This is a genomic window from Nostocoides vanveenii (genome assembly GCF_039531165.1).
GTDB lineage: Bacteria > Actinomycetota > Actinomycetes > Actinomycetales > Dermatophilaceae > Nostocoides_A > Nostocoides_A vanveenii.
The window spans coordinates 20,545-47,429 of sequence record NZ_BAAAPN010000003.1 but is presented as its reverse complement, the minus strand read 5'-3'; the positions used below and the strand labels follow the sequence as shown (position 1 = coordinate 47,429).

The window sequence follows — 26,885 nt, the reverse complement described above, 5'->3', positions numbered from 1 at the left end:
GTCCGGCCGCCGTCGTCGGCGACTGGTTCAGATTAAATGCCCGGCTCCTCGAACCCGCCGACAATGCGCCCGTCGGCGATCTCGATCACGCGATCGGCGACCGAGAGCAAGACCGGGTCGTGGGTGGTGACGATAGCCGTCATCCCGATGTCGCGGACAAGTTCGGCGATCAACTGCATGATTTCGCGCGCCGTGCCCGAGTCCAACTGCCCGGTCGGCTCGTCGGCGAGCAATAGCCCGGGGTCCGCGACCAGCGCGCGTGCCAGCCCGACCCGCTGCTGCTGACCACCCGAGAGCTCGGCCGGTGTCTGATTCAGGTGCGCACCCAGGCCGACGCGCTCCAAGACTTCGACGACCCGACGCTCGCGCTCGGCGGGCGCAACCTTCTTCAGCCGCAACGGAACTCCGACATTTTCGCGCGCGGTCAGGATCGGCAGGAGCCCGAACCCCTGGAAGACGTAGGCCACCCGCTCGCGCCGCATCCGCAGCACATCGGCATCGCTCATGGCCGTCACCTCGTGCCCGTCGACGAAGACCGTCCCGCCATCCGCCCGATCCAGCCCGCCGAGGATGTTCAGCAAGGTCGTCTTGCCCGACCCCGAACGTCCCTTCACCGCGACGAACTCACCGGCCCACACCTCCAGATCGATGCCGTGCAGGGCCGTCACGGCCGTGGCGCCCGATCCGAAGGTCCGCACCAACCCTCGCACCTGCACGTATGCCGTGCCCCGCCCCGCGATGTCGACCGCACCTTGCGGCCCACGCACGTCGTTCGCGAACGCCTCATTCATCGCCAGCCACCTCCTGCTCCCGTGCCCGCCGGGACCCGTCCGGCCAGACACCGATGTGATCGGCCTCGAGGTCCAGCCGCACCCGATCCTTCATGTCCAGGGCCGTCGTGAACTCTCGGGGCAGCTGCAAGCGCCCGGCCCGGTCGAGGACGGCATATTCCTCGGCCACCACGAACTCATTGCCGTGCTCGTCGATTTCCCCGCGCCGCACCACTTCCGAGGAGGTGCGACCGTCGCGGATACCGACCGTCCGCTGCACATGCTCACTGACCAAGGGATCGTGCGTGACGACCACGACGGTCGTGCCATAGGCCGCATTGGCCCGTTGGATCGCGGCGAAGACCTCGTCGGAACTCTGCGTGTCCAACTCGCCGGTCGGCTCGTCAGCGAGCAGGACCCGAGGCGAATTGGCGAGCGCGACGCCGAGCGCGACCCGCTGCTGCTGACCGCCGGACAGCTGGGTCAAGCCGCGGTCCGCGCACTCGGGGATGCCGAGCATGTCCAGCAACTCCATCGCGCGCGGGTGCCGCTCGGATCGCTTGCGCCCGTCCAGGGCCATCGGCACCTGGATGTTCTCGACCGCCGTCAGATAGGGGAACAGATTGGCGCTCGCCTGCTGGAAGAGGAAGCCGACGGTCTCGCGGCGATAGACCACCCGGTCGCGTCCAGACATCGAGAGCAGGTCCTTGCCCGCGACCTTCGCCAGCCCCGCACTCGGGATGTCCAAGCCGGACAAGACATTCAGCAGAGTCGACTTCCCCGATCCGGATGCCCCGACCAGCGCCATCAACTCGCCCTTGGGCACGACCAGATCGAGCCCCTGAAGGGCGACCACTTCGATGCCCTCGGACTTGAATATCCGCACGAGGTTGTCGCAGACGATCTCGGGCTCGGTGACCATCGTGTCGGCCGTCATCAGGACCCTCCTGCTCGCAGGTGTTCGGCAAGTCTGGTGCGCCGCGCCCGGCGCGCGTCGACGGCGACCGCAAGGGCGGCCAGGACGAGCGTGGCGAGCACGATCGCGGCAGCGGCGGCATACGACGGCAGGAGCGGGGGACGCGCAGCCCCCCCGGTGTAGGGCCCCAGGTCGAGCACATCCGACATCAGGCGCGGGAGGAACAACCCGATCGCCAGGCCGGGGGCGACCCCGGCGACCACCAGCGGCAGCACCTCGACTGCCCCGAGTCGCCAGCTGCCGCGGCTCGGCAGGCCCATCGTCCGCAGCCGGACCGCGATGAACTCCCGACGCGCTCGAGTCAAGGTCAGCAACACGAAGATCGAGAGCGCGGCCAGGCCGAGCGCCCCGATCGTGGCGAGCAACGCGATCAGCCGCACCAGCGTCGGCAGGGCGCCGGTGCGCGTCGCCGCCTCGAGGGCGTAGCGGTCAACGACCTTCTGTGACAGCTTCGTCGGCGGCGTGGCCGTCAGCGCGTCGGCGGCGGCGCGGTCGGCGCGGAGGAAGACGGTATTGGCCTGCACCCCGCCCTGGATCGCCTTCAGTGACGCGAAGTCGAGGGCCACCACCGGCGCGGTCGAGGTCGCACTGTCGCGATTGAGCCCCGGATCGACGGCCACGACCTTGATATTGCGCAGTTCCCCGGCGATCTTGACGGTGATGCGGTCGGCCTGGAGCGGCGCGCTCACGATCGCCGGCAGCACCCCACCGTCTGCGGCGGGGAGCGCTGGCACGGTGAAGGAATCCGGCGTGCCCGCAACGGATTTCGCGTATGCCGTCAGATCCGTCGCGATGAGCGTCGCCGTTCGCACGCCACTGCCCGCCACTCCGGTCACCTGGGCACCGACCTCACGGTAGGCCGGCACCGCCGCGCTCACGCCCGGCCGGGCGGCCAACACGGTGAGCTCCTCCGGGTCGACGCGCACCGCATCGATCCGCACGTCCGAACCGACCTCTCGATAGCCGGCCAGCCCCCTCGCCTCACCGATCGAGTGCGTCACCGTGGTCAGGAAGCCGGCGATCGCGGTCGCGACGACGAGCGCCACCAAGGGCACCAGGGCCGCGCCCCGCTCACGCGCCGCGCCGGTGAGCCCGACGAAGCCGAGCAAGGAGCGGCCCCGCCGAGCGAACGCCGCAGCCAGCCGCACCGGCCAGGGATAGATCCGCAGCACCACGACGGCCACGGCGAGCGCGAGCAGCACTGGGGCGAGGGCGGCATACCAGTCGGACTGGCCGGCGCGAACGGCGTCCCCGCGGCTGCGCACCGTGGAAACCGAGAAGTACGCGCCAGCGAGAATGAAGAGTTCCAGGACCACTCGGCGCGCCGCGCCCGTGGCCCCCACCGGCATCGGGCGCCCGGCCGACCGCGCGGCTCGCACGCCCGTGGCCACGGCGACGAGTGCCACGACGAGGAGCGGTGTCACCGCGAGCGCGATCGACCAGCGGGGCGAGACGCCGGAGACCGTCCGTAGGACGGCCGCAGCCGCGAGGGGGACAGCGAACAGCGGCCACCAGATTGCCTCACCCGCGCTCAGCCCCGCGAGTTGGAGGGTTCCGGCGCCGCGAGTGCGTAGCAATCGCAAGGCGTCGGTGCGCCGAGCGATGAGCACATAGGCGGCGAGTCCCACCACCAACCCGGACAGCGCGAGCAAGCCGACGACCGGGAAGAGCGACAGGGCGGCCGTGACCGTCACCGCGTGGTGGTAGAAATCGGCGATGGCCGGCAGGCCGGTGTTGAGTGTGGGGCGTTCATTGCCGAAGAGGTCCACATCGGAGCGCAGAGCCGTGATGCCGTCGAGCACCTCCTGCAGGCTCTCCCGGGTCATGGCACCAGGCTCGATGCCATATCGCCACTCGTGGATGACCCCGACAGCGGTCCTCGACTGATCCGGCATCACGAAGTCAGCGGGCATCGGCCCCAGCGCGGAGCCCAGCGGGCCGTAGTTGGCGTTCGAGGTCATGAAGGTGACCTGCTGGATGCTGCCGCCCTCCGGCGAGGGGTAGACAGCACCGTCGATCATGCTGCGATCGTTGTCCCAGAGGGGATCTCGCGGATCGATCGCGGTATAAGTCCCGGCGAGTTCGACGATGATCTCTGGCGTCCCGAGTCGTCTGGACTGAATATCCGTCAAGGTGAACCGGTCGCCCACGCCCACGCCCCACGCCCGCGCGAAACTCGCCGGCATCGCCACCGGAATGATCGGCGTACGCCACTTGAGGTCGATGTAGTCAGTGGCCACATCGTCCTCGATGAGCACCTTGGTCTCGGTCGCCGTCGGTGGCGGACCGCCCGCGTCATACCGGACGTGCGCATCGAACCCGTCCTGGATCCGCACCAGAGCCTGCCGGTTGTCCCCGGTCGGTGACCTTCCCGGCCCGCGCAGCGACTTCTGGTCGGTCGTCACCGAAATGGAGGTCGGGCGGAGGAAGCGGCTGGCTGGGCCGAGTGTTTGGTCGATGACCCTGGCGTGACCCGTCGGCGGGACCGGCTCGCGCAACGGCATCGATGAGATGTCGCCGCCGAACTGCAGACTCCCCGGGTTGCGGTAGGTCAGGACGAGTTCGCGCATGCCGCGCGGGAAGCGCTCGATCGCCTCGCCCACCCCCTTGTCGTATGCCGTGTCCTGCAGTCTCGGTGCGGCCACCACAAAGGCCGTGGTCAGGGCGCACAGCAGGGCGAGCAGAAGCGCCGGGCCACGCCGGCGCAGGTGGCGGCGCCACAGGGTCGTCAGGCCGAGGGGACGACTCATCGCTCCCCCTCCCGCAGCTGGGCTGAGATATCGCGCACGATGCGGCTGACGACCAGCGCCGCGACCACACTGAGCGCCGTGATCATCGCCGTGGCGAAGAGCAGGACGGCGGGCAGGTCGAGCACCAGCCGGATGGGCGGAATCTGCGGGTGCCCGTCAGCGCCGACGAGGAGCGGGACGATGAGGCCGGAACCGGCCAGGCCGAGCGCGAGACCGGTGACGACCGTGACGACGACCACGGTGAGTCGTTCGAGGACCAAGACGCGGCGGATCCCCTTCGGCGGCATCCCGAGCGCGGCGAGCACCGCGCAGTCGTGGGCCCGGGTGGCCCCCAACGCGGCGGTGGTGGCGGCAAAGCCCAGCAGGGCGAGCACGGCGGCGGCGGCGGTGACCAGGCGCATGGCCCACCGCATACCGGCGTTGACCGCGCCTGCTCGACGTTCGGCGAGGATCTCCTCGCGCGTGGTCACCGCGGAGACCAGGCCCTTCTCGCCCGTGAGCTGGGCAGCCGCCTGTGCCGGGTCGGACGGAGCCAGCCAATAGGACTGGGGGTCGAGTGCGGCGGGATTGGGGTCGACGCCCGCCGACGGCGGAAAAAAGAGCGCATCGTTGACTGCTGCGAGATCGGCGAGCACGCCCAAGGTAGGGTCCGGCGACCCAGTCGGCAAGGCGGCTACGGTCCCCATGAGTTTGACCGGCCGGGCACCGAGGAGCAGCGGTAGGGTCCCGGTCGAGCCGATCTTGAGCTTGGCGTGGGCAGCCGCCGCGTCGGTCATCACCACCGGGATCGGCGCTGAGCGAAGACGCGGGCCCAGGATGAGCACCCCGCTGCCCCAACTCAGCTGGGGTTTGTCGCCGTGCGCCACCGCCGTGCCATCGAATGCGAAAACGACATCATTAACCTGCGCCTGGCTGAGCGCATCGTTTCCGAGCGGCCAGGGGACATCTGGGCTAATGGTCATCCCGAGCAGGTGAGTCCCAGTGGGCAGGTCGAGCGGCCCGAGATCGAGATCGGCGCGCACCCGGCCTAGCCCAATCATCCCGAGTTCCGCGTCGACGCGGCTGCCATCGGGACGTGCCAACACCGCCACGAGCGCACCCCGATCGGCGCCGAACGCGCTGAACGAGGACACCCGCATGGACACATCGAACCTCGCAGCGCCCGCCGGGACGGGGATCCCAAGCGGATCCGTTCGCACGGCGGCGAACAGATCCGCCCACGACCGGCCCCGGGCGATATCCGGCCGCATCGGCAGGGGGACCCCGGGCGCGCGGGTGTCCACGGCAAGCACACTGGTCGCGGCGGTGGAACCGGGCAGATAGCTGGTGGTCCGGTAGACCGCCATTGACCGGTCCGCGCCACCAGCCAGCTCGGCCGTCCTGGTGGACGGGGACGCCAGCCGGGCCGCCGGCCCGAGTTCGACGACAACGGGCGCGCCGGCAGCAAAGTCGCTCTGGTCGGACAATGCGGCGCTGAGGGTGCGCTGCTGACCGAGCGCCAGGGTGCCCATGGCCATCGCGAGCAGCAGGAGGAGGATCGCGACGCCTTGCCCCGCGATCCGCCGCGCGACCTGCCAAGCGCCCCAGGCCAACCCGAGGCCCGCGGACCGGGAGCCGATCCGGGAGGCGAGCCGCGCGGCATACGGGATCACGCGCAGGGCGACCACGGCGAGGCCACTAATAAACAACGCGGGGGCCGCGATGGTGAGGGGGTCGAGCTTGGCGGCCGCGGCGTCATACCGCCGCAGCTGCAGCACCCCGAGCACGCCGAGGGCGATCAGGGCGAGGTCGAGCCCGGAGCCGGCGAATCGGGCCAATCGCTGCATGCGCGCACTCTGGGCGCCTTCAGTGCGCAAGCGGCCCCCGCGGATTGCCGTCGCGACCATGATCAGGGCGCCGAGGGCGGCCGATACGGCCATCGTGACCCACACGCTCGGTGTGGTCAGGCCGTCCCGGACGCGCGTGCCGGTGGCGAGCAGCCCGGTCGCGCCGGCGAGCGGCTGCACAAGAGCGGGGGCGAGGAGCAGCGTCGCGAGCAGGGAGGAGCCGACGATTATGCCGGCCTCGAGACCCGCCAGCGCGAGGATCTGTCTGGCGGAGGCACCCCGGGAGCGCAGGAGGGCGGTCTCGGACGTGCGAAGAGTGGACAGTTGCACGCTGGCCAGCGCGAGGGCCGTGCCGCCGAGGAGCATGAGGAGCACGGTGGGGGTCAGCAGGGCGATCCGGACGCGGTTGGCGGTCAGGTCGGAGGTCGCGAGCAGCCGGTCGAGCCCCGTGGCGACGCGCAGATGGCTGTTCGCGCGCAACTTCTCCAGCGCCGGCCCCAGGGCGGCCTGGAAGCGCCGGACATCGCCTGTCGACATCTGCTGCCAAGGGATGGTCACCCGCCAGGCGCCGCTCGCCCCGGCGCCGAGGTCGCCGTCGAAGGCGCCCGGCGCGAGCACCAGCGGCCCGTATGCCGTGAAGTCACCCTTGCCGACACCCGCCAGCGCGAGCGGCGCGTCGAGCCAGGTCGGGTCGGATCGGTCGCGCGGTGTGAAGGTGCCCGAGATCCGCACCTGGACTGGGGCAGCGGATGCGTCGATCAGGCTCGGTAGTCGCAACTCCTGCCCGACCTGCCAGCCCGCGGCGTGCGCGGTCGCTGTCGGGACGACGGCCTCGACGGGCCGGCCGGCGGCCGGTGGGGTGGGCCAAGCGCCGACGTCGAGCCGGGCGAGCGAGGTGAGGGCGGGCAGGTCGGCAAGGACCGCACGATCTTGGGGACCTCGGCCCTCGATGCCCCGCGCGACGGCGGTGTCGGCCTCATAGAGGCGAGCGCCGGGAATCCCGGCGATGGCGGCCGTGACTTCCGCCCGGCGCGCTGGCAGCGTGCCGGCCTTGATCGAGGCGTTGACCGCGATGGTGCGCGCCGCCGGGTCAGCGCTCTCCAGCACCCCCCGAGCGCTGGCGTCGCCGATGACGAGCGCGAACAGCTGCAGGGAGCCCAGGACGAGCAACGAGATCAACAGCGTCGCCCACACGGCGGCGAGCGCAGCGAGATGGGTGCGCACGCGCTTGCGGGCGACACCCAACCAGCGCACGGGCCCCCCGTTCCTAACTTCTGCTAGCAGACTTTAGGTGTCCTACAGCAGGGTGCAACCTACCCCAACGTCACCCAGCCTGTGCTGACTGGTGGCAGCACAAAGCCGGCCCGGGGCGTGCGCGCCGGGCCGGCTCCGTGGACGCAGACGCGTCAGTGCATGAGAATCGGGGTCGCAGGAGCGTCCTCGTCGTCGAGCAGGTGGCTCTCCTCTTGCTTGCGCGGCAGGAACCACGCGGGGATGAGCGTCAGCAGCACCAGGAAGGCCGCCACCAGGAAGCTGTGGCCGAAGACCTTGCCCATCGCGTCGGCGACGGCGCTGCTCAGGGCCGCACCACCGGCGGCCATGTCTCCACCGGCCTTGGCGAAATACTCGCCGACCAACGGAAACTGGGCCAGGATGGTCTGCAGCTTGGCCGGGTCGGTGACGCCCTTGCTGGCCTCGGCGAAGGCGCCGGCCTGGGAGACAAGTTTGTCATTGGTCAGGCCGTTGGTCAGGACCACCGACATGATGGCGACGCCGACGGAGCTGGCGATCTGCTGGGCGATGTTGATCAGCGTCGAACCGCGGGCGACCTGGTGGGCCGTCAGCGTCTTGATGGCCGAGGTCATGATCGGCATCATCGTCGCGCCCATGCCCAGGCCCATGAGGAAGAGCACCGGGATGATGTAGCCCCAGTAGGATGTGGTGCCGTCGACCCGCGAAAGCAAGAACATCCCGCTGATGATGGCCACCAGACCGAAGGGGACGATCCGCCCGACCGGCATCTTGTCGGCGAGCGCGCCGGCGATCGGCATGGTCAGCATCGCGCCGATGCCCTGCGGTGCCACCAACAGGCCAGCGTGCAAGGCGTCCTCGTGCCGGACGTTCTGGAAGTAGGTCGGCACCAGCAGCAAGCCGCCGAAGAAGGCCGCCGCGAAGATGAACATGGTGATGACGGCGACGGTGAGGTTCTTGTTCTTGAACAGGCGGAAGTCGAGCAGCGGGTGTTCGGGCTTGAAGCTGTAGATCACGAAGGCCACCAGCAGGGCCAGACCGGCGCTACCCCAGCCCATGACCTTGGCGGAGAAGAAGGTGCCCTCACCCGGGATGGAGGAGATGCCGTAAAGGAACATCGCCAGACCGGGGCTCATCATCAGCATGCCGAGGAAGTCGAAGGACTCGCTCGGGACCGGGCGGTCCTTGGGCAGCGCCCACGCGGCATACGCCAAGGCGATCAGACCGAGCGGCAGGTTGATCAGGAAGATCCAGTGCCAGCTCGCGGCATCGATGAGGTAGCCACCGAGGATCGGCCCGAGGATCGGGCCGAGCAGCATTGGCACACCGAGGATGGCCATCAGGCGGCCCATCCGGTTCGGGCCGGCCGCGCGGGTCATGATGGTCATGCCCAGCGGCATCAGCAGACCACCGCCGAGGCCCTGCAGGACCCGGTAGAGGATCAACTGGTTGATCGAGCCGGCGGATGCGCACAGCACCGAGCCGAGCGTGAAGAAGGCCACCGCCATCATGTAGAGGCGCTTGGTGCCGAAGCGGTCGGCCGCCCAGCCGGTCAGCGGGATGACGGCGGCGAGAGCGAGGGTATAGGCGGTGACCGTCCACGCGACGGTCGAATAGGCCAGGTCCTCCCCACCCTTGGCGAAGGTGTGCTGGAGGGTCGGCAGCGCGACATTGACGACGGTGATGTCGAGAATCGACATGATCGCGCCGAGAACGACGACGCCCGCGATCTTCAGGACGGCGCCGTCGATCTTGTCGGGATAGTCGGTCGGCGCCGGATGGGTTGTGGCTGTTGACACAGGTGGGCTCCGGTGATGAATGGAGGGGATGGGAGCCGGCGAGCCGAAGTGTCGACTGGGCCGGCAGGGCCGGCGTCTCGGCCGGGCGATCAGAAAAGTGTAGCGCAGTTGAACGTTCATTCTTTCCGGTTTTCTGACGGCCACGTCGCCCGCTTCCCAGTCGCGCAGGTTAGCGTCAGACGGTGACCGACGCTCCCGATATCGCCACCGTCAGCCAACTGCGCGCCGCCGGCCATCACGCCCGCGGCGTGCGGGAGGAACTGCGCGAGAACCTCCTGGCCAAGCTCGCTGCCGGCGAGAACCCGTGGCCGGGCCTGCACGGCTTCGATGAGACGGTGATCCCGCAGGTCGAGCGGGCGATCATCGCCGGTCACGACATCGTCCTTCTCGGCGAGCGCGGCCAGGGCAAGACCCGCCTGCTGCGCACCCTGGTCGGCCTGCTCGACGAGTGGACGCCGGTCATCGCCGGCTCCGAGCTCGGTGAGCACCCGTATGACCCGATCACCCCCGCCTCGATCCGCCGCGCCGCGGAGTTGGGCGATCACCTCCCCGTGGAATGGCGCCACCGCTCCGAGCGGTATGCCGAGAAGCTCGCCACCCCGGACACCTCGGTCGCCGACCTGATCGGCGACGTCGATCCGATGAAGGTCGCCGAGGGCCGCCATCTCGGTGACCCCGAGACCATCCACTTCGGGCTGATCCCACGCTCGCATCGCGGGATCGTCGCCATCAACGAGCTGCCCGATCTTGCCGAGCGGATCCAGGTCGCCATGCTCAATGTGATGGAGGAGCGGGATATCCAGATCCGCGGCTATGTGTTGCGCCTGCCGCTCGATGTGCTCGTCGTCGCCAGCGCAAACCCCGAGGACTACACCAACCGCGGGCGCATCATCACCCCGTTGAAGGACCGCTTCGGGGCCGAGATCCGCACGCACTATCCGGTGGCGCTCGTCGACGAAGTGGCGGTCATCGGCCAGGAGGCGCACCTTGTCGCCACTGTCCCGCCCTTCCTGACCGAGGTGCTCGCCCGCTTCACCCGCCACCTGCGTGCGTCGACTGCCGTGGATCAGCGCTCGGGCGTCTCTGCGCGCTTCTCGATCGCGGCGGCTGAGACCATCGCCGCGGCCGCTCGGCATCGGGCGACCCGTCAGGGCGAGTCCGAGGCCGTCGCCCGGGTCGTCGACCTGACCGCCGCCCTTGATGTCTTGGGCGGCAAGGTGGAGTTTGAGTCCGGCGAGGAGGGCCGCGAGCGCGCAGTGCTCGATCACCTCCTGCGGCTCGCGAGCGCCGAGACCGCGCGCGAGACCTTCCGCGGCATCGACTTCCGCCTACTCGTCGAGGCTCTCGCCGGCGGGGCGCTGGTGGCCACGGGCGGTCAGGTCGCGGCCGGCGAATTCCTCGCCGCTCTGCCCGATCTCGGCAACTCCTCCCTGTATGACGAGGTCGCCGACCGGGTGGACGCGACGACGACCGGTGAGCGCGCCAGTGCCCTGGAGATGGCCCTCGAAGGCCTCTATCTCGCCAAGCGGATCGGCAAGGACACCGACGGTAGGGCCACGCTCTACGGTGAGTCCGCCTGAGGCGCCCGCGATGAGCGGCGCCCGTTACGGCCCGTATGCCGGCGGCGACCCCCTCGCGCCGCCCGTCGACCTCGGCGAGGCTCTCGCCGCGATCGGGGACGACGTCATGGCCGGCTACTCACCCGAGCGCGCCTTGCAGGAATTCCTGCGCCGCGGCAGCGACAGGCAACGCGGGCTGGACGACCTGGCGGCGCAGGTCGCCCGGCGGCGCCAGGAGTTGTTGCGCGGCAACCGCCTCGGCGCCACCCTGGAGCAGGTTCGTGACCTGCTCGACAAGGCCGTCCTGGCCGAGCGCAAACAGCTCGCGCGCGAGCTGGACGACGACGCCCGCTTCGCCGAGATGCAACTCGATGGCCTGCCACCGTCCACGGCCGGCGCGGTGACGGCGCTCGGCGACTACTCGTGGCGCAGCAGCGACGCCCGCGCGGCATTCGAACAGATCAAGGACCTGCTGGGCCGGGAGGTGCTGGATCAGCGGTTCGCGGGCATGAAGCAAGCGCTCGAAGGCGCAACGGAGGCCGACCGCGCGGCGATCGCCGCGATGCTCGCCGACCTGAACGACCTGCTCGAAGCACACGCTCGCGGCGAGGACACGGGCGAGCCGTTCGCCGAGTTCCTGGCCAAGCACGGTCAGTTCTTCCCCGAGAATCCGGGATCGATCGACGAACTGATCGACGCCCTCGCCGAGCGGGCCGCGGCCGCGCAGCGGATGCTCAACTCGATGACGCAGGAGCAGCGCTCGGAGTTGATGACGCTCTCGCAGCAGGCATTCGGTTCGCCGCAGTTGTTGGACACCCTGGGCCGGCTCGACGCCAACCTCCAGGGGCTGCGACCGGGCGCGGACTGGGACGGGTCCGAGCGGTTCAGCGGCGAGCACGGGCTCGGACTGGGCGACGGCACGGGGATGCTGCAGGATCTCGCCGAGCTCGACCAACTCGCCGAGCAACTCTCCCAGGCCTATCCGGGCGCCCGGATGGACGACGTCGACCTCGACGCCCTTGCCCGGCAGGTCGGCGAACAGGCGGCTGTCGATGCCCGGATGCTGCGCGAGATCGAGGAGGCCCTGCGTGACTCGGGCTATCTCAAACGCGGCTCCGACGGCTCGCTCCGCCTCTCCCCCAAGGCGATGCGCCAGCTGGGCAAGAGCTTGTTGAAGGATGTCGCGGACCGCATGTCCAGGCGGCTCGGCCAGCGCGATCTGCGTCTGGCCGGCGCGGCCGGTGAGCCCAGCGGCGCCACCCGGGCCTGGGAGTTCGGTGACACCGAAAGCTGGGACGTCGCGCGCACGGTAACGAATGCCGTTCTGCGGCAGGTGAGCACGGGCGGCGAGGTGAGGCACGGCATACGGCTCGATATCGGGGATGTCGAGGTGACCGAGACGGAGGCGCGCACCCAGAGCGCGGTCGCGCTGCTCGTGGACACCTCCTTCTCGATGGCCATGGACGGGCGTTGGGTTCCGATGAAGCGCACCTCGCTGGCGCTCCATCAGTTGATCTCGACGCGCTTCCGCGGCGACCGGCTCCAGCTGATCGCCTTCGGCCGGGCGGCTCAGGTGATGGACATCGACCAGCTCACCGGGCTCGAGCCGATGTGGGCCAAGGGCACCAATCTCCACCATGCGCTGTTGCTGGCCAACCGGCATTTCCGCAAGCACCCCAATGCCACGCCAGTGCTGCTGATCGTCACCGATGGCGAACCGACATCGCATCTGGAGCCGGACGGCGAGATCTATTTCGAATACCCGCCGCATCCGCTGACGATCGCGCTGACCGTGCGCGAGTTGGATGCCGCGGGGCGACTGGGCGCGCGCACGACCTTCTTCCGGCTCGGCGATGACCGGGGCCTGCAGCGCTTCATCGACCAACTCGCCCGACGGGTCGACGGGCGCGTGGTCGCGCCGGAGACCGAGGATCTCGGGGTCGCCGTGGTCGGGTCCTACCTGGGTTCGCGTCAGTCCTGGTGAGTATTTAGTCCCGGGCGGGCGACGGGAGCATGGTGACGCGAGTGAGCGCATTCGCCATCGACAACTGCAGGCGCTCGGGCGGGATGCCCAGCCCCATGAACATCTGGAAGGCGATGGAGCCGAAGATCGTCAAGCTGGACTCGACGAGGAAGTGGCCGAGGATCTCCAGCAGCACGAAGCCGTGCAGCGCCGACCAGAGGCCGGTGCTGACCAAGTGTGCCTCGAGCGGACGGGTCACTCCGGACTCAACCAAGCGGGTGGAGAAGCCCAAGATGTGGTTGTAGGCCTTGAGGCCCTCGGGGGTCTCTAGGAGTTTGGGCACATCGGCGACATCCGCGCGAACCCCGCGCGAGACCCGCAGGACGGCGTGGTTGAACATCAGCTCGTATTCGTGCCGGTTGGTGATCGCGAAGTTGCGGTAGGCCATGCCCATCGCGAGCATGTCAGCAACCGGGTCGTCGGTGATGCCGGCGGAGGTGATCGCATCGCTGAACCGGCGCAGCGAGACCTGGGAGACAGCGGCGACCAGGCCGCCGATATTGCCGAAGTGGGTATAGAGCGCGGTCGTGGACACACCGACATCGCTGGCGATCACCCGGGCCTGCAGACCGGCGACGCCCTCCTTGGCGAGCCGCTCGCACGCGGCGTCGAGGAGCAGATCGCGAATGCTGGGGGTATGGACGGGCGCGCTCATCGGATCGCCCTCGACGCGCGCTGGCGCCATAACATTGTTACCCTCCGCATGTAGCCAGATTACTCCCTACCTCGAAGGGTGCGACTGCGCATCATGACCAGCGACTTCTTTCACGACAGCCACATTCGACCAATGCGCGAGGAGACTCACCTATTGACTTGCCGGTAACAACCGGACAATTGCCCAGTTTTCTGACGGGCCGCTACCTGCGCAGTGGGCCCAACCCGCCCGGCCGCCTGCGCGCGGATCAGCACTGGTTCCTGGGTCAGGGGATGGTCCACGGGCTCGCGCTGGAAGCGGGACGGGTCCGGTGGTATCGCAACCGCGGGTGCACAACGGCGGGGAGCGCACGGCATACGTCCTGCGGCCGGCAGCCAATACGAATGTGATCGGCCACGCGGGTCGCACGCTGGCGTTCGCGGTATCCGGCGCGCATCGGGGTGCTCCCGCGCGGCGGGCGCGATGCGGACGTGAGGTGGTTCGACATTCCTGCCTGTTATGTCTTCCACGCGGTGAACGCCTATGACGACGGGCCGCGGATCGTGCTCGACGTCATCGCCCACCCGCGGATGTTCGATCGCTCACCATTGGTGCCCAACGAAGGGTCGCCGGGGCTGCAGCGATGGGTCGTCGATCTGGCCGGTGGGCGGGTGACGCAGGAGCCGCTGGACGACCGGGCGGTGGAGTTCCCGCGCATCGACGAGCGGCGCACGGGCCGCCCGCATCGCTTCGGGTATGCCGTGGCCTATGACGACGACGGCTATCCCACCGGGACGCTGGTCAAGCACGACCTGGTGGCCGGCTCCACGCTGACGCACGACCTCGGGCCCGGGGTGAACCTGGGTGAGGTGGTCTTGGTGCCCCGGGCCGCCGATGCGGGCGAGGACGACGGCGTGCTGCTGGGGCTGGCGTATGACCGGGCGCGCGGGCGGAGCACCTTCGTGGTGCTGGACGCCGCCGGTCTCGAGCCCGTGGCGAGCGTGGAGTTGCCCGTGCGCGTGCCCACCGGGTTCCACGGCAACTGGCTGCCCGACTAATGGCGAGGTTCGTGCCTTATCGATGAGTGATACCGCGGCTATGACCGCGGTATCACTCATCGATCCCGAAGATGGTGCGGTGCCAGGGCTTGGCGGCCACGCCAGTGCGGTCGTACATCACGTGCTTGACGCTGGTGTAGTCCTCGAAGGAATAGGCCGACATGTCCTTGCCGAAGCCGGACTGCTTGACCCCGCCGTGCGGCATCTCGCTGATGATCGGGATGTGGTCGTTGACCCACACGCAGCCGGCCTGGATCCGCGCGGTCGCCTGGAGCGCCCGGTAGACATCGCGGGTCCACACCGAGGCCGCGAGCCCGTATGCCGTGTCATTGGCGAGCGCGATCGCCTCCTCGTCGTCGTCGAAGGCGGTCACCGTCAGGACCGGGCCGAAAATCTCGTCGGTCCAGGCTTCCTGGCCGGGCGCGACATCGGCGATCAGGGTCGGCAGGTAGTAGGACCCGGCGTCGAGGCCTTCGGGCGGAGCGCCGCCGGTGACCACGCGGGCATACGCGCGGGCACGGTCGACGATGCTGGCCACCCGCTCGCGGTGGGCCATCGAGATGAGCGGGCCGAGGTCGGTGGCCGGGTCAGCGGTAGCGCCGAGGCGCACACCGGCATAGAGGTCGGCCACTCCCGCAACGAACTCAACATACCGGGAGCGGTGCACGATGGCGCGGGCGGCGGCGGTGCAGTCCTGGCCGGTGTTGATGAGTGACCCGGCGACCGCGCCGTGGACGGCGGCCTCGAGGTCGGCGTCGTCGTGGACGACGAAGGGCGCCTTGCCGCCCAGCTCCAGATGCACGCGCTTGGCGGTGGTCGCGGCCGCTTCGAGCACGGTGCGGCCGACCCGGGTGGAGCCGGTGAAGGAGACCATGGCGACATCGCGGTGGCGCAGCAGCGCGGCGCCAGCGACCGGACCGGTGCCGACGACGATATTGATCACGCCCGCGGGGATGCCCGCGGCGGCCGTGGCCTCGGCGAACATGATCGAGGTCAGCGGGGTGTTCTCGGCCGGTTTGAGGACGATCGTGTTGCCCGCGGCGATCGCCGGGAGGATCTTCCAGGCCGCCATTTGCAGCGGGTAATTCCACGGCGCGACCGAGCCGACGACGCCGACCGGCTCCCGGCGGATCGAGCTGGTGTGATCGGGCGAGTATTCGGCGCTCGCCAAACCGTCGAGGTGCCGCGCGGCCCCGGCGAAGAAGGCCGTGTTGTCGATGGTCCCGGGCACATCGAACTCGGTGGCCAGGCGGATCGGCTTGCCCGCCTGCCGGCTCTCCACTTCGGCGAGTTCGGCCCCGCGCGCGTCCAACTCGGCGGCGAGCTTGGTCAGGGCCGCCGACCGCTCGCTGGGCGTAGCGCGCGACCACTCGGCATACGCCCGCTTCGCCGCGGCGACGGCCGCGTCGACATCCGCGGGACCGCCAAGGTCGGCCTCGGCGACCCGATCGCCGGTCGAGGGATCGCACACCCAGGCGCGCTCGCCCGTGCTCGCTGCCCGCACTTCTCCGTCGATGAACTGAGCCACCGGGCGACCTTAGCCCGCCGGCGGTCAGGTGACCGGGAGGACGATCCCGCCGACCCCGGCCGCAACCAGCAGCGCCAGGTAGGCCAGCACCAGCCGCGTGTCGCGCAGGACGCATTTCGACCGGGTCAGCCCGGCGCGGCGCGCTCGCCAGTAGCCGGCGAAGCCCAGCGCGCCGAAGCCGGCGACCGCCACCGGCCCCAGCAGCCACCCGAGCAGCGCGATCGTCGCGAAGATGCACAGTCGCAGCGGGTCGTATGCCGCGTGCTCCCCCGCGCGCGCCGCTCCCGTCTCGCTCTGCGCGGTCATACCCGCACCTCCTGCTCGCCTTCGGCCATCAGTCCCAGCTCGCGGCGGGAACTCCCCAGCGCCGTCGAAAGCCGTTGCCGGGCAAGTGGATTCCACGCCTGGACCGCACAGAAGGGCGCGCACTGGTGCCCGTCACCGACCGTGCCGACGTGCACGCAGCACTGGGTCAATCGCTCCTCGATCATCGTGTGGATATCCATGAAGGGCTTGACCGTGAGGCGGACGACGCGCTCGCCGAGGAGTTTGCGCATCCGGGCCGCCCCGCCCGGCAGCGACGAGGAGGCCAGGGTGGCGAGCGTCGACAGGCCCAGGTCGCAGTTCTCGCAGATGTCGCGCCAGATCGCGGACATCGACGGATGGCTCAGCGACGACTGCTCGCTGAGCAGGTCGAGAAGTGAGCTCTTGACGGTCTGGCGCAGCGTCGCCGGAATGCTGTCGTCGGCGATCCGGTTGGCCAGGCTCTCGGGCTCGAGCTCGAGCCATTCCTTGAGCCGGTCCGGGCCGACGATCGCGGTCAGCGACCGCCATTGGCCGGCGTCGTCGCGCAGCAGGTAACCGACCGAGCAGCAGTGCGGATGCGAGCACGGCAGTGCCGTCAGGTCGCGCCACGTCACCAGATCGCCGGTCTGCGGGCCGAGTCGTGCCAACACACCGGTGTGGGTGAGCCGGTCGCCCGGGTCAATCGCCCGCGAGCGCCCCGAGCCGAAGACCGGCTGGATGGTGACGCCACCGACATAGGGCGTGCTCAGCGCGAGCCGGACGACGTCGCCGATCTCGTCGTCATTGATCCCGAGCGCGGCCGTCATCGTCAAGGTCGTGAAGACACCGGCTGCCGAGAGCCGGGCCACGGCCGCCTCCTTGAAGCGGCGGATGTCGGCGCCGCGGTGGGCCGCCGAGGACTCCGCCCGCAAGCCGTCGAACTGCAGATAGACCTCGACGCGCTCCCGGTGCCGCCGAAGCAGGGCGACCAGCGAATCGTCCTGGGCGATCCGAATCCCGTTGGAGTTGACCAGGATCCGCACGATCGGACGTTCCACCAGCGCGTCGAGCAGCGCCCCGAAGTCCGGGTGCAGCGTCGGCTCACCCCCGCTGAGCATGACCACATCGAGCCGGCCGTTCTCGCGCTCCAACCGGGTGTCGACCGAGCGGAGCACCTCCTCGACAGCCACGATGCCGGCCAGCGCCGGCCCGCTGTCGGTGAAGCAGGTCGGGCAGCACAGGTTGCAGTGCTCGATGACGTCTTCGAGCAGGATGCATGTGTGTTGCGTCTGCATCTCCGGCAGCCCCTGGGCGTATGCCGCGGGCACCGGCAGGAAGTTGCCCACCCGGTCCGGCGCGTGCACCTTGGTCGGCGCGGTCCACTGCTCCAGATAGGTGAGGATCTCAGCAGACTCGTCGTAGAGGGTGCTGATCAGGCCGTGCTCGGGGCAGCCCCGCTCCAGCCACACCCGGCCGTTCCGGACGGCCAGCCGGCCCGAGAGCCGCGCGACGTCGCTGAGCGCGCGGTCCGGGTCGGCGTGATGACAGTGCGGGCAGAAGGCGTTGACATAGCGGTGAATCCGGTAGTCCTGCAACGGCATACCGGCGCTCATGTGGACGACGACCGTGAATAGGCGACGATCAACCCGATGCACCCGACGAAGGCGATGACGAGCGCGAGGCCATAGCCGAGCAGCATCCCGAGCCCCCACCGCCGGGTCTTCTCCGGGAAAAGCAGGACGATGGCGACGACCGGGAAGATCGTCGCCAGGCCCCCGAGAGCGCTCGCGACCGTGCGCCATGGTCCAGACGGCGCGACCAACCCAAAGAGCCCGAGCAGGCAGATCCCGAGCACGATCAGTGCACCACCCCAGATCGGCCGTGAACTCTCCTTCGGCGCCGTCGCGCCCGAAGCTCCTGCCGGCCAGGGTGGGAGCGGTGCGCCATCTTGGCCCCACGGCGGCGGCACCCCCGGTTGTCCATCGGGTGCCGGGGGAGGTGGTTCGGGTGGCGTGGTCATCGGGCCTCCAACTGCGGGATGCGAGCGGGTGACGTCATGGCGGATTCGCGGCGGCGGAGCACGACCGTCAGCCGGAGGAGGAGGACGGGCAGGGTCGCGAGCAGGACGAGTTGCGGCCGGGTCAGGCCGTGCCAGACCACCTCGTTGCCGCGGACGAACTCCACGAGGAGCCGGAAGACGGCATACGCCCCGACATAGACCGTCAGCGTCTCGCCGGCGGGCAGCCGGTCGTGGCGCAGCCATCGCCAAAGTACGACGAACGCGAGCGCGTGGAAGACGATCTCGTAGACGAAGGATGGGTGCAGCGCGACCCCCGCCGGCACCTGGAGGCGCGCCGCCGTCACCGGATCGAGCACGATCCCGTATGCCGTGTGCGTCGGCGTCCCGGGCGGCTCGGTGAGCAGGCAGCCGATCCGCCCCACCGCCATACCGGCCGCGACGGCGGGCGCGAAGAGATCGCCGGTGCGGATGCGGTAGCCGACGATCCGCTTGGCGAGATGCACGCCGAGCCAGGCGCCGAAGAGTCCGCCGAGGATGGACTTATTGCCATACACCCACTGCTCGGCGAGGGTGGCGTTCTGGCGGAGGTCGACATGCTGCAGCCAGGTGCCCAGGCGCATCACGAGTCCGCCGCCGATCAGCGCGCCGGTCACGACCGCGATGACCTTGTCGCCGGTGCGCCCGCGCCGGCGAGCTTCGAACGTGAAGACCAGCCCGGCGACCGCCACGCCGAGCGCCACGAAGACCGCGTGCGTGGGTATGGGCAGGTCGATACCCAGCAGATCCCCCACTGTCGGATACATGCGGGCCAGTCTGGCAGGCCGGTCGCCGGGTAGGTTGCCTTCAGTGGAGGTCACCAACCTGACGCCGAGTCGAGTCCCCGACGGAAGGGCGTGGCGATGAGCGAACGGAACTTCCAGCTGGCGGACCGGTATGCCGCGACCGGCGGCGAGATTCTCGCCTCGGGCCTGCAGGCGCTCGTCCGGCTCCCGCTCGATCAGCGTCGCCTCGACCGGGCGGCCGGTCGACGCAGCGCGGTTTTCATCTCCGGCTACGAGGGGTCGCCGCTGGGCGGCTACGACAAGGAACTGCTGCGCATCCGGGCCACGCTTGATGAGGCCGGCATCGTCTTCCGGCCGGCGGTGAACGAGGAACTGGCCGCCAATGCCGTGCAGGGCGCGCAACTGGTCGCCACGCTCGCCGGGCGGCGCGTCGAGGGTGTCGCCGGCATTTGGTACGGCAAGGCGCCGGGGCTCGATCGCGCAACCGATGCCCTGCGCCATGGCAATCTCGGCGGTGCCTCCGCGACCGGCGGCGTGCTCGCCCTGGTCGGCGACGACGCCACGGCCAAGTCCTCGACCGTCCCGAGCAGCAGCGAGCTCGCGATGGCTGAACTGGGTCTCGCCGTGCTCTCCCCCGCCGACCCGGCCGACATCCTGCACCTGGGTTTGCACGGCATCGCCCTGTCCCGCTTCAGCGGGCTGTGGAGCGGGCTGAAGCTGGCGACCAATGTCGTCGACGGGAGCGCCACCTTCACCCTGGCCGACCCGGCGATCACGATCGTCGAGCCGGATCGGGAGATCGACGGCCGGCCCTTCCATCACCAGGTCACCGCGCGATTCCTCCAGCCGCATCTCGCGGCGCTCGAGGAGAGCCTGGCCGGTGCGCGGCCGGAACTCGCCCGCCGGTATGCCCGCGCCAATGGCCTCAATGTCGTCACCGGTGATGCCCGTGGCCGGGTCGGGGTCGTCGCGGCGGGGCTGACCTTCCGCGACACCCAGGAGGCTCTCGCCAGCCTCGGCGTCGACCCGGATCACTTGTCCGACAGCGACATTCGCCTGCTCAAGCTCGGCATGGTCGCGCCCCTCGACCCCGAGATCGTGCGGGAGTTCGCGGCCGGCCTGACCGATCTGATCGTCGTGGAGGAGAAGCGCCCCGTCGTGGAGACGGCCGTCAAGGCGGCGCTATACGGACGCGCCGGGACACCCCGAGTCCACGGCAAGACCGATCCCGACGGGCGCGCCTTGCTGCGGGCGACGGGCGACCTGCCCCCGCAGGTCATCGCCGACGCCCTGGCGCCGGTGCTGGCGAGCACGCTGGGACTGGCGGGGGCGCGGGCATACGCCAATCCCCAGGCGCGGGAGACGACGGCCCTGACGCGGCGGGCACTGCCGCTGACTCCGGTCCCGGCGCGGACGCCCTACTTCTGCTCGGGATGCCCGCACAACCGCTCCACGCGCACGCCGGCGGGGAGCCTGGTCGCGGCGGGCATCGGCTGCCACACGCTGGTCGTCTTCATGGACGAGGAGCGGGTCGGCAATGTCGTCGGCTTCAGCCAGATGGGTGGCGAAGGCGCGGCCTGGATCGGGATGTCCCCCTTTGTCACCGACGAGCATCTCGTCCAGAATCTCGGCGACGGGACCTATCATCACTCCGGCAGTCTTGCCGTGCGCGCCAGCGTCGCCGCCGGCACCAATGTCACCTACCGCATCCTGTACAACGGGGCCGTCGCAATGACCGGCGGGCAGGACATCGTGGGCGGTATGACGCCGGCGAATCTCGCGCGCGAACTCCTCGCCGAGGGTGTCCGGCAGGTCGTCGTCACGACCGATGACGTGGGTCGCAGCCGGTCGGCCGGCCTGCCCGACGGCGTCACCGTCCGCCACCGTGACGACCTCGAGGACGTCCTCACCGAGCTGGCGACAGTGCCCGGGGTGACCGCCGTCATCCACCAGCAGGAATGCGCAACCGAGTTGCGGCGAAAGCGCAAACGCGGGCTCATCGAGTCGCCCGGCCGGCGGATCTGGATCAACGAGCGCGTCTGCGAGGGTTGTGGCGACTGCGGCGCCAAGTCCAACTGCCTCTCGGTGCAGCCGGTCGAGACCGAGTTCGGCCGCAAGACCCGGATCCACCAGGCCAGCTGCAATCTGGACTACTCCTGCATCGAGGGGGACTGCCCCTCCTTCATCAGCGTGACTCCCGCTGGCCCGCAGCGACCGGCCGGCCGCGCCCCGGCGATCGAGGGCACCGACCTCCCGGATCCCGTTGCCGCAGCAACGAACTCACCGCTCAACATCCGCATCATGGGCATCGGCGGCACGGGCATCGTCACCACCGCCCAGGTCCTCGCAGTCGCCGCGACCAACGCCGGGCTCCACGTCCGTGGCCTCGACCAGCTCGGGCTATCACAAAAGGGTGGGGCCGTCGTCTCCGACCTCCGGCTCGCCGCGGCGCCCTTCGAGGGCACCAACAAGCTCGAGCCCGGGACCTGCGATGTCTATCTGGGTGCCGACCTGCTCGTCGCCGCCGATCCGCGCAATCTCGCGGTCACCGACCCGGCCCGCACGCGAGCGATCATCTCGACGACGCCGAACCCGACGGGGGCGATGGTGGCTCATGTGACAGCACCCGCCGCTGACACGATTGCCCTGGCCGAGTTCGTGCGCGCACACACCGGCCCGGATCCGGTGCTGCTCGACGCGCGCGCCGTCAACGAGGGTCTCTTCGGCAGCGATCAGCTCGCCAACACCTTCCTCCTGGGCATCGCCATCCAGTCGGCCGGCATCCCGGTCTCACCGAGCGCCGTCGAGGAGGCGTTGGCGCAGAACGGCGTTGCCGTCACGGCGAATCTCCAGGCCTTCCGCTGGGGCCGCCGGTATGCCGTGGACCCCGCTGCCGTGCTCGCTGTCGCCGGCCCCGCCGACGCGGCAGCCGCTGCCCGACCGAGCGCGGCCGCGCAGGCGCTCGTGCAGCGAGCCGGACTCGCGGACTACGCGGACCTGAGCCCGCTGATCACCCGGTTGGCCGACGACCTGATCGGCTACCAGGACGAACGGTATGCCCGCACGTATCTGCGTCATATCGCCGAGGTGCACCGGCGCGCGGACACGGTGGGTGGCGCCGCGGCAGCCGGACTGACGAGCGCCTTTGCACGCAATCTGCACAAGCTCATGGCCTACAAGGACGAATACGAAGTCGCGCGCCTGAGCGTCGATCCCGCGGTGGCGGAAGGCATCCGGGCGCAGTTCGGCCCGGACGCCGCCTTCGCCTTCCGGCTGCATCCCCCGGTCCTGCGGGCCCTGGGCATGGACTCCAAGATCGCCCTCGGCGAGAAGTCGATCCCGGCCCTGCGCGGCCTGGCCGCCATGAAGCGCCTGCGCGGCACTCGGCTGGATCCCTTCGGGCACAGTGCCGTTCGCCGCATCGAGCGCGAACTCCCCGATGAGTATGTCCGTGCGGTGGCCGCCGCGACGGCCCACCTCAGCCACGACACGCTCGCGGACGTCGCCCGGCTCGCCGAACTGCCCGGCCAGGTCCGCGGCTACGAAGCGATCAAGCTGGCCAATGTGGAGCGCTACCGGCAGGACCTCGCGGAACTGGTCGGCCGTATCGCGGCGAAAACTCCCGCGACGGCACGCGGCGAGGGCGGCAGGATGGAGCAGTGTTCCTGAGCCTGACGTCGACCGCGCCCGCCGCGAGCGATCTGGGCTATCTGCTGCACAAGCATCCCGACCGGCACCAGGTCTTCGACCTGCCCGTGGGCCGGGCGCACGTCTTCTATCCGGAGGCCAGTGACACCCGCTGCACCGTCGCGCTCGTCCTGGAGATCGACCCCGTCGACATCGTGCGCAGCCGCCGCTTCGGCGAGCACGGCCCATTGGCCGCCTATGTCAACGACCGGACCTATGCCGCGGGCTCCCTTCTCGCCGTCGCCCTCGGCCGGGTCTTCGGCTCCGCGATGCGCGGCGGCTGCGCGGGCCACGAGGACCTCGCCGCCACGCCCCTGCCGCTGACGATCCACCTGCCCGCACTGCAATGCGATGGCGATCCGGGTCGCGTCCGTGCGCTCTTCGAGCCGCTGGGCTGGTCGGTGGCGGCAGCGCAGATCCCGCTCGATCCCACCCAACCCGCCTGGGGCGACGCACGCCTGGTCGACCTGACCTTGACCGGGACAGCGCGGCTGGCCGACGCCCTGACCCAGCTCTACCTGCTGATGCCGGTGCTAGACGGCGAGAAGCACTACTGGGTCGACGCCAGCGAGGCCGACAAACTCCTGCGCCGCGGTGGTGCGTGGCTGGCGAACCATCCCGAGCGCGAATGGATCACGCGACGCTATCTCGCCCATCGCCGCGACTATGTCGCGGACGCCCTCACCCGGCTCGCCGCCCTGGACGACTCGACGGAGGTGGCGCCGCCACCGCCCGGCGAGGGCAGCGAGCCGGCCCAGCCCTTGCGCCGGCAGCGTATGGACGCGGTGCTCGCCGCCCTGCACGATGTCGGCGCGCACCGCGTCGTCGACCTCGGATGCGGCGAGGGTGCCCTCTTGCGAGAATTATTGGCCGACAACACTTTCCACGAGATCGTCGGCGCCGATGTGTCGGCCCGTGCCCTGGCCGGCGCGGAGCGCCGGCTACGACTGGACCAACTGCCCGACCGCACTCGCGAGCGGCTGACGCTGCTCCAGACGTCGGCCACCTACCGCGACACCCGCCTCACGGCATACGACGCGATCGTCCTGATGGAGGTGGTCGAGCACATCGACCCGCCGCGCCTCGCGGCGCTGGAGATCGCCGTCTTCGGCCAGGCCCGGCCGGGCGCGGTCATCGTCACCACCTCGAACCGGGAGTACAACTCGCGGTATGCCGGCCTGCCCCCCGGCGCCATGCGCCACCCGGACCATCGCTTCGAGTGGACCCGCGCCGAGTTCCGGTCCTGGGCGCTACCGCTCGCCGAGCGGCATGGGTATGCCGTCGAGTTCCGCCCGGTCGGCGCGGACGATCCGCAACTCGGGTCGCCGACCCAGCTTGCGCTCTTCCGGCGGGAGGCGCCGTGACGGTCCTGCGGCTTCCCGACCCCAGCCTGGTCGTGCTCGTCGGGGTCAGTGGCTCCGGCAAGAGCAGCTTCGCGGCCCGGCATTTCGGCCCCTTCGAGGTGGTCTCCAGCGACTTCTGCCGGGGCGTGGTCAGCAATGACGTCAACGACCAGGCGGCGAGCGCCGACGCCTTCACCTTGCTCGATCACATCGCCGGCGTCCGCCTGACCCGCGGCCTGCTCACCGTCATCGACGCCACCAATGTCACCGCGGCCGCCCGCAAGGGCCTGGTGCGCCTGGCCCGCGACCACGATCTGCTACCCGTGGCGATCGTCCTGGACATCCCAGAATCCGTTGCCCGCGAACGCAACCGGAGCCGGTCCGACCGCGACTTCGGAGACCGGGTCATCCATCGCCAGGCCGGCGACTTGCGTCGCGCGCTCAAAGGCCTGGCCCGCGAGGGCTTCCGGGCCGTCCACATCCTGCGCGGGGTGGAGGAGGTGGACGCGGCCGTCATCGAGCGGGTGCCGCTGTTGAGCGACCGGCGCGATCTGCACGGGCCCTTCGATGTCATCGGTGACGTCCACGGCTGCCTGCCGGAGTTGCTCAGCCTGCTCGATGCCCTCGGCTATGCCGTGATCCGCGACCCGCAGGGGCGCCCGGTCGACGCCGCGCACCCGCAGGGCCGGACCGTGATCTTCCTCGGTGACCTCGTCGACCGCGGCCCGGACTCGCCCGGCATCCTGCGGCTGGCGATGGGGATGACGGCCGCCGGGCACGCCCTCGCCGTGCCGGGCAATCACGAGAACAAGCTCATCCGGGCCCTCGACGGCCAGAAGGTCACCGTCAGTCACGGCCTGGAGACCACCCTCGCCCAGCTCGCCGCGGAGCCGGCGGAGTTCCGGGCCGCCGTCCGGGAGTGGGCACGCGGCCTGGTCTCGCACCAGGTGCTCGACGAGGGACGGCTCGTCGTCGCCCACGCCGGCCTGAAGGAGAGCTACCACAACCGGGCGAGCGGGCGGGTCCGCGCCTTCGCGCTCTACGGCGACACCACCGGCGAGACCGACGAGTTCGGTCTGCCGGTGCGCTATCCGTGGGCGGCCGACTACCGGGGCGCGGCCATGGTGCTGTACGGGCACACACCCACTCCCACCCTGGAATGGGTCAACAACACCCTCTGCCTCGACACCGGTTGCGTCTTCGGTGGCCGGCTCTCAGCCTTGCGCTATCCGGAGAAGGAGAGCGTCCAGATCCCTGCCCAGCGGGTGTGGTACGAGCCCGCGCGCCCCTTCGCCACCGCCGAGAGCGCTTCTGCGCCAGGGGATTCGGATTCGGTCCACGGCTCCGGTCTCGATATCGCCGATGTCGTGCACAATCGGCTGGTCGAGACCAGCGTCCTGGGGCGGGTCACGGTGCGGCCCGAGAATGCCGCCGGCGCCCTGGAGGTCATGAGCCGCTTCGCCACCGAGCCGGGCTGGCTGCCCTATCTGCCGCCCACGATGGCGCCGGCGCCGACCATGCCGGAGGGCGACTATCTGGAGCATCCCGATCAGGCCTGGGCGGCCTACGACCAGGCCGGTGTCGAGTCGGTGATCGCGGAGGAGAAGCACATGGGCAGCCGCGCGGTCGTCGTCCTGTGCCGTGGCGAGGACGCGGCGCGCCGGCGGTTCCCGGCGGCCTCGGCGGGCACGGGGGCGGTCTACACCCGCACCGGCCGTGCCTTCTTCGACGCCGCGACGACCGAGCGCTTCCTCGACCGCTTGCGCTGCGCCGCAGACCGATCCGGGCTCTGGGATGAACTGGACAGCGACTGGGTCGTCCTGGACAGCGAACTGCTCCCGTGGTCGCTCAAGGCGGACGGGCTGCTTCGCGAGCAGTATGCCGCGACCGGCACCGCGGCCCGGGCCGCCCTGCCCGCGGTCCTCGGGGCCGTGAACGCGGCCGCCGCCCGCGGCATCGACGTGGCCGATCTGCGGGCCCGCACCGCCCGCCGGGCGGCGAATGCGGAGGCCTTCACCACGGCATACCGGCACTATTGCTGGCCGACCAACGGGCTGGACGGCGTTCGCCTGGCGCCCTTTGCGCTCCTCGCATCCGAGGGGGCAACCCACGAGAGCCGGCCGCACGATTGGCACCTGCGCGTCGCCGATGCGCTTGTGGCGGCCGATCCCGATGTCGTCACGCCCACGCGCCGGGTGATCGTCGACCTCACCGACAGCGATTCGCGGGCTGCCGGCACCGCCTGGTGGCTCGGCCTGACCGCTGCCGGCGGCGAGGGGATGGTCGTCAAGCCACTGGCCGGGCTGGTCCGCGATCGCAAGAACCGCCTCGTGCAACCGGGTCTGAAGGTGCGCGGGCGCGAGTACCTACGGCTGATCTACGGCCCCGACTATGTCGACGCCCTGCCGCGGCTGCGCGGCCGCAACCTCGGCCACAAGCGGTCGTTGGCCCTGCGGGAGTATGCCCTGGGGCTGGAGTCGCTGCGCCGCCTGGTGGACGGCGAGCCGCTGTGGCGCGTCCACCAGGCGGTCTTCGCCGTGCTCGCCCTGGAATCCGAGCCGGTCGATCCGCGGCTGTGAGCCGCGGCGGCCTCG

At 70.2% G+C, this 26,885-nt stretch carries 17 protein-coding genes and 1 pseudogene; 7 read left to right on the top strand and 11 right to left on the bottom strand.

What is annotated here, in order from left to right:
- Positions 1-32 precede the first annotated feature (32 nt).
- The 5 genes from ABD209_RS00615 to ABD209_RS00595 all read right to left on the bottom strand — a co-directional run bounded on the left by ABD209_RS00615 (position 33) and on the right by ABD209_RS00595 (position 9,372).
- Positions 33-791 carry an ABC transporter ATP-binding protein gene (locus ABD209_RS00615; protein WP_344060622.1) on the bottom strand — a complete coding sequence of 253 codons (759 nt, stop codon included), beginning with the start codon at positions 789-791 and terminating at the stop codon, positions 33-35.
- On the bottom strand, positions 784-1,707 hold the full coding sequence (locus ABD209_RS00610) for an ABC transporter ATP-binding protein (RefSeq protein WP_344060619.1): 924 nt from the start codon (positions 1,705-1,707) through the stop codon (positions 784-786). Before ABD209_RS00610 ends, ABD209_RS00615 begins: the two co-directional genes overlap by 8 nt.
- A complete protein-coding gene (locus tag ABD209_RS00605) occupies positions 1,707-4,496 on the bottom strand; it encodes an FtsX-like permease family protein (RefSeq protein WP_344060616.1) in 2,790 nt (929 codons plus the stop codon). Before ABD209_RS00605 ends, ABD209_RS00610 begins: the two co-directional genes overlap by 1 nt.
- Positions 4,493-7,576 carry an FtsX-like permease family protein gene (locus ABD209_RS00600; RefSeq protein WP_344060614.1) on the bottom strand — a complete coding sequence of 1,028 codons (3,084 nt, stop codon included), beginning with the start codon at positions 7,574-7,576 and terminating at the stop codon, positions 4,493-4,495. Before ABD209_RS00600 ends, ABD209_RS00605 begins: the two co-directional genes overlap by 4 nt.
- A 152-nt stretch (positions 7,577-7,728) precedes the next feature.
- Entirely contained in the window at positions 7,729-9,372 is a 1,644-nt protein-coding gene (locus ABD209_RS00595; protein ID WP_344060612.1) for a DHA2 family efflux MFS transporter permease subunit, read from the bottom strand.
- 182 nt (positions 9,373-9,554) lie between these two features.
- Here ABD209_RS00595 and ABD209_RS00590 point away from each other — a divergent pair, with 182 nt between their 5' ends.
- Entirely contained in the window at positions 9,555-10,952 is a 1,398-nt protein-coding gene (locus ABD209_RS00590; protein WP_344060609.1) for a sigma 54-interacting transcriptional regulator, read from the top strand.
- A 10-nt stretch (positions 10,953-10,962) separates the two neighbouring features.
- Complete coding sequence (locus ABD209_RS00585; RefSeq protein ID WP_344060606.1) at positions 10,963-12,915, top strand: vWA domain-containing protein; 1,953 nt, start codon at positions 10,963-10,965, stop codon at positions 12,913-12,915.
- Positions 12,916-12,919: 4 nt separating this feature from the next.
- Here the strand turns inward: ABD209_RS00585 and ABD209_RS00580 are convergent, their stop codons facing one another.
- The gene (locus ABD209_RS00580; RefSeq protein WP_344060603.1) at positions 12,920-13,609 is read right to left on the bottom strand and encodes a TetR/AcrR family transcriptional regulator; all 690 of its coding nucleotides are present in this window, start codon (positions 13,607-13,609) and stop codon (positions 12,920-12,922) included.
- Positions 13,610-13,761: 152 nt separating this feature from the next.
- On the opposite strand from ABD209_RS00580, the gene ABD209_RS19705 reads away from it, so the two are divergent.
- Both ABD209_RS19705 and ABD209_RS00575 read left to right on the top strand, forming a co-directional pair.
- Positions 13,762-13,998, top strand: coding sequence for a carotenoid oxygenase family protein (locus ABD209_RS19705; RefSeq protein ID WP_425564523.1), 237 nt, complete (start codon positions 13,762-13,764; stop codon positions 13,996-13,998).
- A gap of 27 nt (positions 13,999-14,025) precedes the next feature.
- Positions 14,026-14,646 (top strand): annotated as a pseudogene (locus ABD209_RS00575) (carotenoid oxygenase family protein); the annotation flags it as partial.
- 52 nt (positions 14,647-14,698) lie between these two features.
- On the opposite strand, the gene ABD209_RS00570 reads toward ABD209_RS00575, so the two are convergent.
- Genes ABD209_RS00570 through ABD209_RS00550 form a run of 5 tightly spaced genes read right to left on the bottom strand, consistent with a single transcriptional unit; the run spans position 14,699 to position 19,282 of the window.
- Positions 14,699-16,174 carry a gamma-aminobutyraldehyde dehydrogenase gene (locus ABD209_RS00570; RefSeq protein WP_344060599.1) on the bottom strand — a complete coding sequence of 492 codons (1,476 nt, stop codon included), beginning with the start codon at positions 16,172-16,174 and terminating at the stop codon, positions 14,699-14,701.
- A 24-nt stretch (positions 16,175-16,198) separates the two neighbouring features.
- Positions 16,199-16,480: a hypothetical protein gene (locus tag ABD209_RS00565; protein ID WP_344060596.1), complete on the bottom strand. Its 282-nt coding sequence runs from the start codon at positions 16,478-16,480 to the stop codon at positions 16,199-16,201.
- Positions 16,477-18,114: a radical SAM protein gene (locus ABD209_RS00560; protein ID WP_344060593.1), complete on the bottom strand. Its 1,638-nt coding sequence runs from the start codon at positions 18,112-18,114 to the stop codon at positions 16,477-16,479. The genes ABD209_RS00565 and ABD209_RS00560 overlap by 4 nt, the downstream gene beginning before the upstream one ends.
- Complete coding sequence (locus ABD209_RS00555; protein WP_344060590.1) at positions 18,069-18,479, bottom strand: hypothetical protein; 411 nt, start codon at positions 18,477-18,479, stop codon at positions 18,069-18,071. The genes ABD209_RS00560 and ABD209_RS00555 overlap by 46 nt, the downstream gene beginning before the upstream one ends.
- On the bottom strand, positions 18,476-19,282 hold the full coding sequence (locus ABD209_RS00550; RefSeq protein WP_324386619.1) for a prolipoprotein diacylglyceryl transferase: 807 nt from the start codon (positions 19,280-19,282) through the stop codon (positions 18,476-18,478). The genes ABD209_RS00555 and ABD209_RS00550 overlap by 4 nt, the downstream gene beginning before the upstream one ends.
- 96 nt (positions 19,283-19,378) lie before the next feature.
- On the opposite strand from ABD209_RS00550, the gene ABD209_RS00545 reads away from it, so the two are divergent.
- Genes ABD209_RS00545 through ABD209_RS00535 form a run of 3 tightly spaced genes read left to right on the top strand, consistent with a single transcriptional unit; the run spans position 19,379 to position 26,870 of the window.
- Entirely contained in the window at positions 19,379-22,930 is a 3,552-nt protein-coding gene (locus tag ABD209_RS00545) for an indolepyruvate ferredoxin oxidoreductase family protein (RefSeq protein WP_344060585.1), read from the top strand.
- Positions 22,921-24,312 carry a 3' terminal RNA ribose 2'-O-methyltransferase Hen1 gene (locus ABD209_RS00540; protein ID WP_344060582.1) on the top strand — a complete coding sequence of 464 codons (1,392 nt, stop codon included), beginning with the start codon at positions 22,921-22,923 and terminating at the stop codon, positions 24,310-24,312. Before ABD209_RS00545 ends, ABD209_RS00540 begins: the two co-directional genes overlap by 10 nt.
- A complete protein-coding gene (locus ABD209_RS00535) occupies positions 24,309-26,870 on the top strand; it encodes a polynucleotide kinase-phosphatase (RefSeq protein WP_344060579.1) in 2,562 nt (853 codons plus the stop codon). Before ABD209_RS00540 ends, ABD209_RS00535 begins: the two co-directional genes overlap by 4 nt.
- Positions 26,871-26,885 lie beyond the last annotated feature (15 nt).